15 protein-coding genes and 3 tRNA genes are annotated in these 12,423 nt (G+C 71.0%); 13 read left to right on the top strand and 5 right to left on the bottom strand.

Features of this window, described 5'->3' with window-relative positions; all coding sequences use genetic code 11:
* The first annotated feature begins 2 nt into the window (after nucleotides 1–2).
* The 6 genes from OG432_RS13235 (at nucleotide 3) to OG432_RS13210 (ending at nucleotide 5,847) form a co-directional block, all read left to right on the top strand.
* Complete coding sequence (locus tag OG432_RS13235; protein WP_328311041.1) at nucleotides 3–1,577, top strand: complex I subunit 4 family protein; 1,575 nt, start codon at nucleotides 3–5, stop codon at nucleotides 1,575–1,577.
* On the top strand, nucleotides 1,574–3,166 hold the full coding sequence (locus tag OG432_RS13230) for an NADH-quinone oxidoreductase subunit N (protein ID WP_328311039.1): 1,593 nt from the start codon (nucleotides 1,574–1,576) through the stop codon (nucleotides 3,164–3,166). Before OG432_RS13235 ends, OG432_RS13230 begins: the two co-directional genes overlap by 4 nt.
* 226 nt (nucleotides 3,167–3,392) lie before the next feature.
* A complete protein-coding gene (locus OG432_RS13225; protein WP_328311037.1) occupies nucleotides 3,393–3,857 on the top strand; it encodes a large conductance mechanosensitive channel protein MscL in 465 nt (154 codons plus the stop codon).
* A gap of 147 nt (nucleotides 3,858–4,004) precedes the next feature.
* Nucleotides 4,005–4,868 (top strand): zinc metalloprotease HtpX, encoded by an 864-nt coding sequence (htpX, locus tag OG432_RS13220; protein WP_328311035.1) that lies wholly within the window; start codon nucleotides 4,005–4,007, stop codon nucleotides 4,866–4,868.
* Nucleotides 4,865–5,257, top strand: coding sequence for a YccF domain-containing protein (locus tag OG432_RS13215; protein WP_267055786.1), 393 nt, complete (start codon nucleotides 4,865–4,867; stop codon nucleotides 5,255–5,257). The genes htpX and OG432_RS13215 overlap by 4 nt, the downstream gene beginning before the upstream one ends.
* Nucleotides 5,258–5,577: 320 nt before the next feature.
* Complete coding sequence (locus OG432_RS13210; protein ID WP_328311031.1) at nucleotides 5,578–5,847, top strand: GlsB/YeaQ/YmgE family stress response membrane protein; 270 nt, start codon at nucleotides 5,578–5,580, stop codon at nucleotides 5,845–5,847.
* Nucleotides 5,848–5,876: 29 nt separating this feature from the next.
* Here the strand turns inward: OG432_RS13210 and OG432_RS13205 are convergent, their stop codons facing one another.
* The 3 genes from OG432_RS13205 to OG432_RS13195 form a co-directional block, all read right to left on the bottom strand.
* Complete coding sequence (locus OG432_RS13205) at nucleotides 5,877–6,548, bottom strand: alpha-ketoglutarate-dependent dioxygenase AlkB family protein (RefSeq protein WP_328311029.1); 672 nt, start codon at nucleotides 6,546–6,548, stop codon at nucleotides 5,877–5,879.
* The gene (locus OG432_RS13200; RefSeq protein WP_328311027.1) at nucleotides 6,545–7,054 is read right to left on the bottom strand and encodes a methylated-DNA--[protein]-cysteine S-methyltransferase; all 510 of its coding nucleotides are present in this window, start codon (nucleotides 7,052–7,054) and stop codon (nucleotides 6,545–6,547) included. The genes OG432_RS13205 and OG432_RS13200 overlap by 4 nt, the downstream gene beginning before the upstream one ends.
* Before the next feature lie 109 nt (nucleotides 7,055–7,163).
* Nucleotides 7,164–7,652, bottom strand: coding sequence for a YajQ family cyclic di-GMP-binding protein (locus tag OG432_RS13195; RefSeq protein ID WP_328311024.1), 489 nt, complete (start codon nucleotides 7,650–7,652; stop codon nucleotides 7,164–7,166).
* 226 nt (nucleotides 7,653–7,878) lie between these two features.
* Between OG432_RS13195 and OG432_RS13190 the strand changes: the two genes are divergently transcribed.
* Nucleotides 7,879–7,960: transfer RNA gene (locus OG432_RS13190), tRNA-Tyr, on the top strand.
* A 93-nt stretch (nucleotides 7,961–8,053) separates the two neighbouring features.
* Here OG432_RS13190 and OG432_RS13185 read toward each other — a convergent pair.
* Both OG432_RS13185 and OG432_RS13180 read right to left on the bottom strand, forming a co-directional pair.
* A complete protein-coding gene (locus OG432_RS13185) occupies nucleotides 8,054–8,710 on the bottom strand; it encodes an SDR family oxidoreductase (protein WP_328311022.1) in 657 nt (218 codons plus the stop codon).
* A 44-nt stretch (nucleotides 8,711–8,754) separates the two neighbouring features.
* Nucleotides 8,755–10,026: a hydrolase gene (locus OG432_RS13180; RefSeq protein WP_328311020.1), complete on the bottom strand. Its 1,272-nt coding sequence runs from the start codon at nucleotides 10,024–10,026 to the stop codon at nucleotides 8,755–8,757.
* A 231-nt stretch (nucleotides 10,027–10,257) separates the two neighbouring features.
* On the opposite strand from OG432_RS13180, the gene OG432_RS13175 reads away from it, so the two are divergent.
* The 6 genes from OG432_RS13175 to OG432_RS13150 all read left to right on the top strand — a co-directional run bounded on the left by OG432_RS13175 (nucleotide 10,258) and on the right by OG432_RS13150 (nucleotide 12,360).
* Nucleotides 10,258–10,330, top strand: a tRNA-Thr gene (locus tag OG432_RS13175).
* Nucleotides 10,331–10,374: 44 nt separating this feature from the next.
* Nucleotides 10,375–10,447 (top strand) — tRNA-Met (locus OG432_RS13170).
* An 88-nt stretch (nucleotides 10,448–10,535) separates the two neighbouring features.
* Nucleotides 10,536–10,700, top strand: a complete 165-nt coding sequence (gene rpmG / locus OG432_RS13165; RefSeq protein ID WP_003956487.1) for a 50S ribosomal protein L33 — start codon at nucleotides 10,536–10,538, stop codon at nucleotides 10,698–10,700.
* 125 nt (nucleotides 10,701–10,825) lie between these two features.
* Nucleotides 10,826–11,278: a MaoC family dehydratase N-terminal domain-containing protein gene (locus OG432_RS13160; RefSeq protein WP_261712236.1), complete on the top strand. Its 453-nt coding sequence runs from the start codon at nucleotides 10,826–10,828 to the stop codon at nucleotides 11,276–11,278.
* A gap of 1 nt (nucleotide 11,279) precedes the next feature.
* Nucleotides 11,280–11,714, top strand: coding sequence for a MaoC family dehydratase (locus OG432_RS13155; protein ID WP_328311013.1), 435 nt, complete (start codon nucleotides 11,280–11,282; stop codon nucleotides 11,712–11,714).
* An 85-nt stretch (nucleotides 11,715–11,799) separates the two neighbouring features.
* Complete coding sequence (locus tag OG432_RS13150; RefSeq protein ID WP_328311011.1) at nucleotides 11,800–12,360, top strand: TetR/AcrR family transcriptional regulator; 561 nt, start codon at nucleotides 11,800–11,802, stop codon at nucleotides 12,358–12,360.
* The last annotated feature ends 63 nt before the right edge of the window (nucleotides 12,361–12,423 follow it).

Here is a 12,423-nt window from a genome sequence, read left to right as displayed (position 1 = left end):
CCGTGATCGATATCAGCGAGTCCGTGATGCAGTTCCTTCTGGCGTTCATCGTCGTCGTCCCCCTCATCGGCGCCGTGGCGGCCCTGCTGCCCGCCCCGCCGGGCCTGAAGGGCAGGAGCCCCGAGCAGGCCGTGCTCCGCCACGGCGTGACCGTGACCGGCGTGATCCTGCTCGCCGCGATCGTCCTCGCGCTCGGCTTCGACCACGGCCACCCGTCGAAGATGCAGGCCACGACGGACATCCAGTGGATCCCGGCGCTCAACGTCCACATCCACCTCGGCGTCGACGGCATCTCGCTCCCCCTCCTCGTCCTGACCGCGCTGCTGACCTTCCTCTGCGCGCTGTACTCCTACTTCAAGATGCCTGCGGGCCCCGGCCCGAAGGCGTTCGTCGCGCTCCTGCTCGTCCTGGAGTCCGGCACCCTCGCCACCTTCGCCGTCCTCGACCTCGTGCTGTTCTTCCTCGCGTTCGAGATGGTTCTCATCCCGATGTACTTCCTGATCGCCCGCTGGGGCGGGGCCGGGAGGACCGCCGCCGCCTGGAAGTTCATCCTCTACACCCTGCTCGGCTCCGTCGTCATGCTGCTCGGCCTGCTCCTGATCGGGGTCAAGGCGGGCACATTCGACATGGTGGCACTCGCCACTGACAACGGCCGTGGGCTGACGACGTCCGTGCAGGTCATCGCCGTTCTGGCGATCGGGATCGGGCTCGCGGTCAAGACCCCGATGTTCCCCCTGCACAGCTGGCTCCCGGACGCGCACACCGCCGCCCCGACCGTCGGCTCGGTGCTCCTGGCCGGCGTCCTGCTGAAGATGGGCACGTACGGCTTCGTCCGCATCGTGCTGCCCATCGCGCCGCACGGCATGCACACCTTCGCGCCCTACCTGGCCGCCTTCGCCGTCGCCGGGATCATCTACGGATCCCTCGCCTGCCTCTCCCTCGCCAAAGAGGGCAACAAGGGCGACCTGAAGCGGCTCATCGCGTACTCCTCCGTCGGCCACATGGGCTTCGTGCTCCTCGGCATCGCCTCGATGACCCCCACCGGCGTCAACGGCGCGCTCTTCGCCAACATCGCCCACGGCCTCATCACCGGCCTGCTGTTCTTCCTGGTCGGCGCGCTCAAGGACCGGTACGGCACCGCCGACCTCGACACCCTCGCCGGCGCCACCGGTGCCGCCCTCTACGGCCGCGCCCCGCGGCTGGGCGGTCTCCTCGCCTTCGCCGCCGTCGCCTCGCTCGGACTGCCCGGACTCGCCGGGTTCTGGGGCGAGATGCTCGCCATGTTCGGCGCGTTCGACCCCGCGGCCGGCCTCAGCCGCCCCGCGTTCCTCACCTTCGTGGCGATCGCGGCCTTCGGCACCCTGCTCACCGCCGCGTACCTGCTGGTCGTCGTGCGCCGGGTCTGCATGGGCGGCAAGCCCGCCGAGGGCCCGCAGCTCGCCGACATCCAGGGCTACGAGTTCGCCGCGTGGAGCCCGCTCGTCGCGCTCACCGTCCTCGCCGGGCTCTGGCCCGCGGTCCTCCTCGGCCTGACCGACCCGGCCGTCCAGAAGCTCCTCGCAGGAGGCAAGTCGTGACCCCCGACGTCACCACCGCGGCGGCCGGCACCGCGAGCCTGGTCCAGTCCGTCGACTGGGTCGCGATCGCGCCGCCGCTGATCACCGCGGCCGTCGCCCTCGTCGTGCTGCTCGCCGACCTGTTCCTGCCGCCCAGGCGCAAGCCGCTGCTGGGCTGGATCACCGTCGCGGGCCTGGTCGCGGCCCTCGCCTCGCTGGTGCCGCTGCGCACCGGCAGCCGCTCCACGTTCTGCCTGACCGCCAATCCGGACGCGTGCAGCTACACCGTCGACCAGTTCGCCTTCGTCATCCAGGCGCTGGTCCTCGGCGGCGCCCTGCTCACCGCGCTGCTCGCGATGAAGGACGCCGAGGAGAACCTCCCCGCGGGCGAGTTCTGGTTCCTGCTGCTGTCGTCGGCGGCCGGCGCGGCCCTGCTGCCCGCCTCCCGCGACCTGGCCACCCTCGTCGTCGCCCTGGAAGTGGCCTCGCTGCCCGCGTTCGCGCTCGTCGGCCTCAAGCGCGGCGACCGGCTGTCCTCCGAGGCGGCCCTCAAGTTCTTCCTGTCGTCGGTGACCGCGACGGCCGTGATGCTGCTCGGCGTCAGCTTCGTGTACGCGGCGACGGGCACCCTGCACCTCACGGAGCTCGCCACCAAACTGGCCACCGTTCCCGGCCAGTTGGAGACCGTGGCCGAGGCGGGCGTCGTCCTCACGCTCGTCGGCTTCGCCTTCAAGACAGCCGCGGCCCCCTTCCACTTCTGGGTGCCCGACACCTATGTGGGCGCGCCGCTGCCCATCGCCGCCTACCTCTCCGTCGTCGGCAAGGCGGTCGGCTTCTCCGGGCTCATCCTGGTGACCGTCGTCGCCTTCCCGGCGTACGCCGACGTGTGGGGCCCGGCGCTCGCGGTGCTCGCCGCTCTGACCATGACCATCGGCAACGCGGCGGCCCTGCGGCAGTCCGCCGCCCGCGCCCACAGCGCGGTCCGGTTGCTCGCCTGGTCCTCGGTGGGCCAGGCCGGCTACCTCCTGGTGCCGATCGCGGCCGCCGCCTACTCCGGCGACAACAAGGTCGGCGCGACCGTCGCGTACGCCCTCATGTACGCCGTCGTGAACCTGGGCGCCTTCGCGGTCGCCGCGCTGGTGGCGCGCAGCCGTCCTCTGAACCGTCTCACCGACTATCGGGGGCTGTACGCCGAGCGCCCCCTGGCGGCGCTCGCGCTCGCCTTCTTCCTGCTGTGCCTGGCCGGCCTCCCGCCGGGCATCATCGGCCTGTTCGCCAAGGTCACCGTGTTCTCGGCGGCCGTCGACGCGGGTCTCGGCTGGCTCGCGGTCGTCATGGCGGTCAACGTGGTCGTCGCGCTCTACTACTACCTGCGCTGGACCGCGATCCTGTTCCGCTCGCCCGAGGGCGCGGAGGAAGCGGAGGAATCCGGCCCGGCCGGGAGCGCCGGGAGCGCCGGGAGCGCCGGGGGCACCGCCGCCGCGCGGCCCGTGCGCCCCCGTGTCCCGGTTCCGCTCGCGGTCGCCATCGGGCTCACCGCGGCCGCCGGGGTCGTCCTGTCCGGCCTTCCCCAACTGGCCCTGCACTTCGCCACGGTGACCCTCTTCTGAGGACGCGCCTCCCCCCGCGGCCGCGGTAGGTGCGCGAGAGCCGGAGCAGTCCCGGCCGGCTCCGTGCGCGCCCCCAATGCGGCCGCTCGCGCGTTTCGGCGACCCCGGCGCCAGGGCACGGTTTGGTGCGTACGGCCTTGAGAAGGCACTGTCGTACGCGCACATCCGGGCGTGCACGCACGTGCGACGGCGCGGAACCAGACGAGACACATCAAGGAGCAGAGCGGTGCTGAGCGGGTTCAAGGACTTCATCCTGCGCGGGAACATAGTGACGATGGCGGTCGGTCTGGCCGTCGGATCGGCCTTCACCGCGGTGGTCACGGGATTCAGTACCGCCTTCATCACCCCGCTGATCGGCATGGCCACCCGCTCGACCGGCGACTTCAGCACGGCGACCTTCACCGCCGAAGGCGTCACGTTCCCCTACGGCAAGTTCGTCGGGGCGGCCATCGCCTTCGTGATCACCGCCGCGGTGCTCTACTTCATCGTCGTCGTGCCCATGATGAAGGTGCAGGCCCGCTTCGACCGGCGGGACAGCAACAAGCCGGTGGACATCAAGGCCGCCCTGCGCGACTGCCCGCGCTGCTACTCCCAGATCCCCGGAATCGCGACCCGCTGCTCGCACTGCACCAGCGAGATCGAGCCCGACCCGAGGGCGCTGGAGATGGCCGGGCTGCCCGCCCCGCGCTGACGCGCCCCGAACGGAGTAACGCGCCCTCCAGCGCGCACAAGGGAACCAGCGTCCCTCGCCTGGCGTTGACCAGTACGGGAGAGTCCACTGGACATCGGAAGGACCACCCAGCGAAGGCTCCCCACCGCACCATTTGGAGGGCGTACCGTGCACCGCCGGCACAACGGGCTGAGGACCGCCGTCCTCCTCGGAGGACTGTCCGCGCTCATCATCGTCATCGGCGGCTTCTTCGGCCGCACCGGGCTGATCATCGCCGTTGTGGTGGCCCTTGCCACCAACGCCTACGCGTACTGGAACAGCGACAAGCTGGCGCTGCGGGCCATGCGGGCGCGCCCGGTGAGCGAGTTCGAGGCCCCGGAGCTCTACCGGATGGTCCGCGAGCTCTCCACGCAGGCGCGCCAGCCCATGCCCCGGCTCTACATCTCGCCCACCCAGGCGCCGAACGCCTTCGCGACCGGCCGCAATCCGCGCAACGCGGCGGTGTGCTGCACGGACGGGATCCTCCAGATCCTCGACGAGCGCGAGCTGCGAGGCGTGATCGGCCATGAGCTGAGCCACGTCTACAACCGGGACATCCTGATCTCCTCGGTCGCCGGCGCCCTCGCCTCGGTGATCATGTTCCTCGTCAACTTCGCCATCCTGATCCCGATCGGCCGCTCCGACGACGACGAGGGCCCCGGCATCTTCGGCATGCTCCTGATCATGATCCTCGGCCCGCTCGCCGCCTCGGTGATCCAGCTCGCGATCAGCCGCTCCCGCGAGTACGAGGCCGACGCGTCCGGCGCCCAGCTCACCGGTGACCCGCTCGCCCTGGCCAGCGCGCTGCGCAAGCTGGAGGCGGGCACCAAGCAGCTTCCGCTGCCGCCCGAGCCCAGGATCGAGACGGCGAGCCACATGATGATCGCCAACCCCTTCCGCCCCGGTCAGGGAGTGTCCAAACTGTTCTCGACCCACCCGCCGATGGCGGAACGCATCGCCCGACTCGAACAGATGGCAGGTCGCCGCCCATGAAGACAATCCTGAACGTCATCTGGCTGATTCTCTGCGGCTTCTGGATGTTCCTCGGCTACCTGCTCGCGGGTCTGCTGCTGTGCATCACCATCATCGGGATCCCGTTCGGCGTGGCGGCCTTCCGCATCGGCATGTACGCCCTCTGGCCGTTCGGCTACACCGTCGTCGACCGGCGGGGCGCGGGCGCGCCGTCCTGCGTCGGCAACGTCCTGTGGCTGGTCCTGGCCGGCTGGTGGCTTGCGCTCGGCCACATCGTCACCGGCATCGCCCTGTGCGTCACGATCATCGGCATCCCGCTGGGCCTCGCCAACTTCAAGCTGATCCCGGTGTCGCTGCTGCCCCTGGGCAAGGAAATCGTCCGTACGGACGAGCCGTTCGCCGCACGCTGAGCGAAGGGAGCGCGGCCCAGTGCCCTGGGCGACCCGACCCGACCCGACCCGACCCGACCCGCCCCGGGCCGGCCTGACCCGACCCGACCCGCCCCGGGCCGGCCTGACCCGACCCGACCCGGCCTGACCCGGGCCGACCCGGGCCGCGTCCCCGTGCCACGGTCTGTGTCCTGGGCCGCATCCCGCCGCGGGCCGCAACCGTGCGCGCCACCGGGGCGTCCTCCCTCACGAACCGAACGGTCGCGGGGCCGGAGGCCGGTGTCTCCGCATACGGCAGACGCACCCCGCTCAGTGTGCGTGTACGAAAGGCAGGTCCCGGCATGGGCATCGTCAGCTGGATCATTCTCGGCCTGCTCGCGGGGGCGGTCGCCAAGATCCTGCTCCCCGGCCGCGATCCGGGCGGCCCGATCGGCACGACCCTCATCGGCATCGCGGGCGCGTTCGTCGGCGGCTGGATATCGTCGCGTTGGCTGGACCGTCCGATCGCCAACCACTTCTACGACGGCGCCACTTGGGCGGCGGCGATCGGCGGCTCGCTCGTCCTGCTGATCATCTACCGCATCCTGTTCGGCAATTCGCGCAGCCGCTGAGCGACGGGGCCGCCCACCAAGGCGGTTGGTCAGCCGGCGAGGCCGGTGTCGCGCAGCGTGATGTTGAGCCGGCCGCGAGCCAGGCCCGTGGCCGGCTCGGCCGTTCCCGGCAGCACCTTGGGCACGCCGTGGTACGCGAACCGGGACGGACCGCCGAAAACGAACAGGTCGCCGGAGACCAGCTCCACATCGGTGTAGGGCCGCCCGCGGTTCTCGGTGTTGCCGAACCGGAAGACGCAGCTGTCGCCGATGCTGAGCGAGACGACGGGCGCGTCGGACTTCTCGTCCTTGTCCTGGTGCAGCCCCATCTTCGCGGTGTCGTCGTAGAAGTTGACGAGCGCGGCATCGGGCGCGTACCGCGCGGCCGCGTCCGCGTCACCGTAGGCGGCGGTCACCGCGGACCGCCCCAACTCGGCCAGCCAGTCGGGGAACCGCGCGACGGGAAGCCCGTTCACATCGCCCGCGACCCGCGTGTACCGGTAGGGCTGCCAATGCCATCCGACACACACCGTCCGCACCGACATGACGCCGCCGCCGGGCAGCTCGGTGTGACGGATCGGTACGGGCCCGCGGGCCCACTCCCGGCAGGCCGCGACGAGTTCGCGCTGCCGCCCCGGCGGGAGCCACCCCGGCACGTGGACCGCGCCGGGCGCGACCTCGACCCGCTCGGGCCGGGGCAGCCGGAACAGCCCCTCGCTCATGACGCCAGGGCGCCTTCGAGCCCGAGCAGGGCCTGCTTGCGGTCGAGGCCGCCCGCGTAGCCCTTGAGGGAGCCGTCGGAGCCGATCACGCGGTGACAGGGCCGCACCACGAGCAGCGGGTTCCGCCCGATCGCGGTGCCCACCGCCCGCACGAGGACGGCCGAGGCGCCGATCCGCCGGGCGATCTCGCCGTACGAGGTCGTCGTGCCGTACTCGATCGCGTCCAGCTCGGCCCAGACCTGGCGCTGGAATTCGGTGCCGGGAGAGCCGGCCGCGTACTCGATGTCGAACCGGGTCAGCTCACCGGCGAAGTACGCCCGCAGCTGTGCGGCGATCCCCGCGAAGGCCTCGGGCGCGCGCACCCAGCCGTCCTGGACGACGGCGCCGCCCTTCTGGTCCGGCACCGACAGCGAGACCAGCGCGGTCCCGCCCGGCGCGGTCGCCGACTCCTCACCCACGAGCAACAGCTCACCCAGGGGGCTGTCGAGGGTCGCGTAGACAGTCATCGCACATTCCCTTCTTCGTGTACGACATCGAGTCTGCGACCCCCGAGCGTCCCGCGCTGGCGGAAATCGGACACCGTGGCCAGGCGTCCCGCGAGCGGTGCGGACCGGGTCAGCGGTAGTTGACGAACTGGATCGCGAAGTCGAAGTCCTTGCCCTTGAGCAGGGCCTGGACGGCCTGGAGGTCGTCACGGCTCTTGGACGAGACGCGCAGCTCGTCGCCCTGCACCTGCGCCTTGACGCCCTTGGGCCCCTCGTCGCGGATTGCCTTGGCGACCTTCTTGGCGTTGTCCTGGGAGATGCCCTCCTCGATGGAGGCGAAGATCTTGTACTCCTTGCCGGACAGCTGCGGCTCGCCCGCGTCCAGCGACTTCATGGAGATGCCGCGCTTGATCAGCTTGGTCTCGAAGATGTCGAGGATCGCCTTGACCCGCTCCTCGCCGTTCGCCTGCATGAGGATCTTCTCGCCGGACCACGAGATCGAGGCGTCCGTGCCCTTGAAGTCGTAGCGCTGCGAGATCTCCTTCGCGGCCTGGTTGAGGGCGTTGTCGACCTCCTGCCGCTCGACCTTCGAGACGATGTCGAAACTGGAGTCGGCCATGTCCTGTGGCTCCTTGGGTCGGGGTGTGTCGGGGTGCGCACGAACCGGTGGCCGAGCGCGCGGCGACCCGGCCCCACTGCCGAACCACCGCCCCAAAGCCTAGCCACCCCCCGCCCGGCGCAGCGCTGATCAATGGGGTGGCGGACCACCCCTGGGCATCGGGTATCGTTTACGTCGTTGCCACGGAGCACCGCCGCAAGGCGGGAAACCAAGGGCGACATCCCATGGCGGTGTGCCCGAGTGGCCAATGGGAACGGACTGTAAATCCGTCGGCTCTGCCTACCCAGGTTCGAATCCTGGCGCCGCCACACTGGGTGAGACCCCGGGTGACCTGAAAAGGTCACCCGGGGTTTCTTCGTTGTGCCGCCGTGGCCCGGCCGAGCCCGTCCCGAGGGACGCGGTCAGTTCCCCGCCACGCCCTTCACCGCCACCGTCACCGGCGCCGAGCCACTGATCAGCTCCAGGGTCAGGCCCGCGGTGGCCGGGGAGTCCAGGAGCTCGGCAAGGACCGCCGCCACGTCGTCGCGGGGGATGGTGCCGCATCCCGTCGACGCGGCGAGCGAGACCAGGCCCTTGCCCGCGTCGTTGGTCAGCGATCCGGGCCGCAGAACCGTCCAGTCCAGGGCCGTCCGGGAGCGTACGGCGTCATCGGCGGCGCCCTTCGCACGCAGGTAGGCGTCGAAGACGCCGTCGCCGGCGTGGGAGGAACTCGCGCCCATCGACGAGACGATGACATAGCGCCGCACGCCCGCCCGCTCCGCCGCGTCGGCCAGCAGCACGGCCGCCGCCCGGTCCACCGACTCCTTGCGCGCGGCGTCGCTCCCCGGGCCCGCGCCCGCCGCGAACACCACGGCGTCCGCGCCGCCGAGCACATCGGCGACCGCGTCGACCGTCGCCGATTCCAGGTCGAGCACGACCGGCTCCGCGCCGGCCTCCCGCAGGTCGTCCGCCTGTTCCCGTTTGCGGATGATGCCCGCCACCTCGTCGCCCCGCGCCGCGAGCAGCCTTTCGAGCCGCAGCGCGATCTGACCATGACCTCCAGCAATGACAATGCGCATGGTCACGACGGTACGCGGAGATCGCGCCGCTCGCCGGTGGAGTGTCAGCCGGGCTCGCCGCGACCGGACTCCGACCGCCCCTGGCGGGGCAGGTCGAGGGCGACCGCCGCGGCCGAGTCGCAGTACTCGCGCACCGCGCTCGTACGGGCCACCACGCGGCCCCGGTGGATGACGATGCGGCTGTAGGCGAGGGAGAGGACGCCCGCGATGCGCTCGCCGCGCACCGCGAGCAGTTCGGCGGGGAAGCCCGCCTCCACGCGCACCTCGGCCAGCCCCATCGTCTCGCGGGCCACCGTGCTCACCGCCGCGTACGCGTCCTCGGGACGCAGGCCGGCCTGGGAGGCGAGCAGGTAGGCGGCCTCCAGCGGGTCGCCGCGGCCGACCGGGTTGGAGACGTCGCGCAACGAGCCGCTCCCCGCCGCGAGTCGCACCCCGGCCGACCTCAACAGTCTTACCGGAGCTGCTCCTTGACGGTCCGTCATGCCACAGCCGCCCTGTGGGAGGCAGGTCACCGCGACCCCGGCGGAGGCGAGTTGGTCGGCGGCGCGGGCCGCGGTCTCGCGGGGGAGCCGGGACAGGCCGCCGCACGGGCCGATGACGACGCCGGGGCGCAGACCGCCGGACATCGCCGCGAGGCGGGCGAGGCGCGCCGGGTCGGCGGCGTCGGTGTGCAGGTCGACCGCGCAGCCGTGCTCGGCGGCGAGTTCGAGGACGGCCTCGGCGTAGCCGGCCGGGTCGGCGTCGAGATCGGGGCAGCCGCCCACCACGGAGGCGCCCATCTTGACCGCGTCGCGCAGCATGGCGAGCCCGTCCGCGCCGGCCACCCCCGTCAGCAGCCGCGGCACCGCGACCACCGCGAGCTCGGTGAGGCCGCGCAGGGAGCGCCGGGTCTGGAGCACCGCCTCCAGCGGGTCGAGCCCGCTGACCTCGTCGATGCGTACGTGCGAGCGCAGCGCCGTGGCGCCGTGGCCGAGCTGCAGCAGGGCGGCCTCGGTGGCCCGGCGCTGGACCTCCTCGACCGCGTACGCGACGGGGCCCTCGGCGCTGAGGGCGGTCAGCGCGGTGTCGCCGTGGGCGTGCGGCTCGGCGGGCGCGGGCAGTAGCAGGAAGCCGTCCAGGTCGACGCGTGCGGAGCCGTGTGCGGCCAGGCTGCCCGCGGTGCCCACCGCCTCGATGCGGCCGCCGCCCAGCCGCACGTCCACGCTCCGGCCGTCGGCGAGCCTGGCGCCGCACAGCAGCAACGAGGAACCGGAGGCGGGGTCGGGGCCTTCGCCGGTGCCGGGGGAGTGGGCCGGCTGCTGGTGGCTGTCGGACATCGCGCTCCTGATCGGGCTCGGGTGATCGGGCTCGGGCGGGCATGATCACGCAGCGTGAGGCGAGCCTAGGGGCGGCCGCGGCGCGCATCGAGGAGGAGCGGAATAGTCGTACCGGTGTGGCCCTGAGTGGCCTACGGGACCGGTGGGACGGCGTCCCGAGAGGGGCGTCCGAGGGCGGCACGAAACGGATTTGGGCGATCGGCGAGAGTGCGTGTAATGTCTTCCTCGCTCGCCCCAATAGCTCAGTCGGTAGAGCGTCTCCATGGTAAGGAGAAGGTCTACGGTTCGATTCCGTATTGGGGCTCTGGTGCGGAAGCCCTCACCTTCGGGTGAGGGACTCCGTATCAAAGCGGTGTAGCTCAGTCGGTAGAGCAAGCGGCTCATAATCGCTGTGTCACCGGTTCAAGTCCGGTCACCGCTACACACAGTAGCCGATTGTGGGGTCGGTCCTTCGATCGGCTACTCTTTTATGCGTTCATCCGTCAACCCGTCCGTCAAGGAGCACTCACGTGGCTGCCACCGACGTCCGCCCGAAGATCACGCTGGCCTGCGTGGAGTGCAAGGAGCGGAACTACATCACCAAGAAGAACCGGCGTAACAACCCGGACCGACTGGAGATGAAGAAGCACTGCCCGCGCTGCAACTCGCACACTGCGCACCGCGAGACCCGCTAACCACGGCGTCTGGCACTCAGGCTCGTTCGAGAGGCCGTTCCCCACACCGGGGAGCGGCCTCTCGGCGTTGCACCGTTCATCCCTGATGCACCCTTCATTCCTGATCAACAGGAGGTAGCCAGCCGATGGCGCTCGACCAGTCCTTCGTGGGGCGGACCTACCCGCCCACTGCCCCGTACGAGGTCGGCCGCGAGAAGATCCGCGAGTTCGCCGTGGCGGTCGGGGACGAGAATCCGGCCTACACCGACCCGGAGGCGGCCAAGGCCCTGGGGCACACCGATGTGATCGCGCCGCCCACCTTTGTGTTCGCCATCACGTTCGGCGCGGCCGGCCAGGTCATCCAGGACCCGCAGCTGGGCCTCGACTACAGCCGGGTGGTGCACGGCGACCAGAAGTTCGCGTACAGCCGTCCCGTCCGCGCGGGCGACCGGCTGACCGTCACCTCGACCATCGAGGCGATCAAGTCCCTTGCGGGCAACGACATCCTGGACATCAGGGGCGAGGTCCACGACGAGGCGGGCGAACACGTCGTGACCGCCTGGACCAAGCTGGTGTCCCGAGCGGCCGAGGGGGCCTGAGATGACCGCGAAGATCCGTTACGAGGACGTCGAGCCCGGCACCGAGCTGCCGGCGGCGTCCTTCCCCGTGACCCGCGCCATGCTCGTGCGGTACGCGGGCGCGTCCGGCGACTTCAACCCGATCCACTGGAACGAGAAGTTCGCGAAGGAGGTCGGGCTGCCCGACGTCATCGCGCACGGCATGTTCACCATGGCCGAGGCGGTCCGCGTGGTCACCGACTGGGCCGGCGACCCGGGTGCGGTCACCGAGTACGGCGTCCGCTTCACCAAGCCGGTCGTGGTCCCCAACGACGACACCGGCGCCCTGATCGAGGTCACCGCGAAGGTGGCGGCGAAGCTCGACGACGACGCCCGCACGGTCCGCGTGGACCTCACCGCGACGAGCGCCGGCCAGAAGGTGCTCGGGATGTCCCGGGCGGTCGTGCGCCTGGCCTGACGGCCACGGGACTCCGGGGCCGCGCCCCGGGGTCCCGCGCGTCCCCCCTTGACCAAGTTAGTTATCAGCCACTAACTTACTGTCCATGGTCAGGATGAGCGCAGAAGAGCGGCGCGAGAGCGTCGTCCGTGCGGCGATGGTCGAATTCGCGCGCAACGGCTATCACGGCACCTCCACCGAGGTGATCGCCAAGCGCGTGGGCGTCTCGCAGCCGTACCTCTTCCGCCTCTTCCCCAACAAGCAGGCCATCTTCCTCGCGGCGTCGGGCCGGTGCATCGACGAGATCGTCGCGGTCTTCCGGGACGCGGCCGAGGGCCTTCAGGGCGAGGAGGCCCTGGGGGCGATGGGCAGCGCCTATCAGAGGCTGATCACCGAGGACCGCGACAAGCTGCTCCTCCAGATGCAGATCTATGTGACCGCGGCCGCCGCGGAGGCGGCCGGCGACCACGAGTTCGGCAAGGCGGCGCGGGCCGGGTGGACGGAGCTCTACGACACGATCCTGCTGGCGCTGGGAGCGGACGCGGCCGGAGCGACGACGTTCCTGGCCTGCGGGATGCTCATCAACACCCTGGTGGCACTGGGGTTCCCGCCCGAGGACCGGATGTGGAAGGGGCTCAGCGGCCTGCAGGGGATGTGCGGCGGGTAGCCGCGGGGGCCGCCGTCGGGGCCGACGGTCGCCCCAAAAAGTTAGTGATCAATAACTAATCCA

Origin of the sequence: Streptomyces sp. NBC_00442 (genome assembly GCF_036014195.1) — a bacterium.
Lineage (GTDB): Bacteria > Actinomycetota > Actinomycetes > Streptomycetales > Streptomycetaceae > Streptomyces.
The sequence above is the reverse complement of the archived record's forward strand: the minus strand, read 5'-3'. Positions and strand labels throughout refer to the sequence as shown.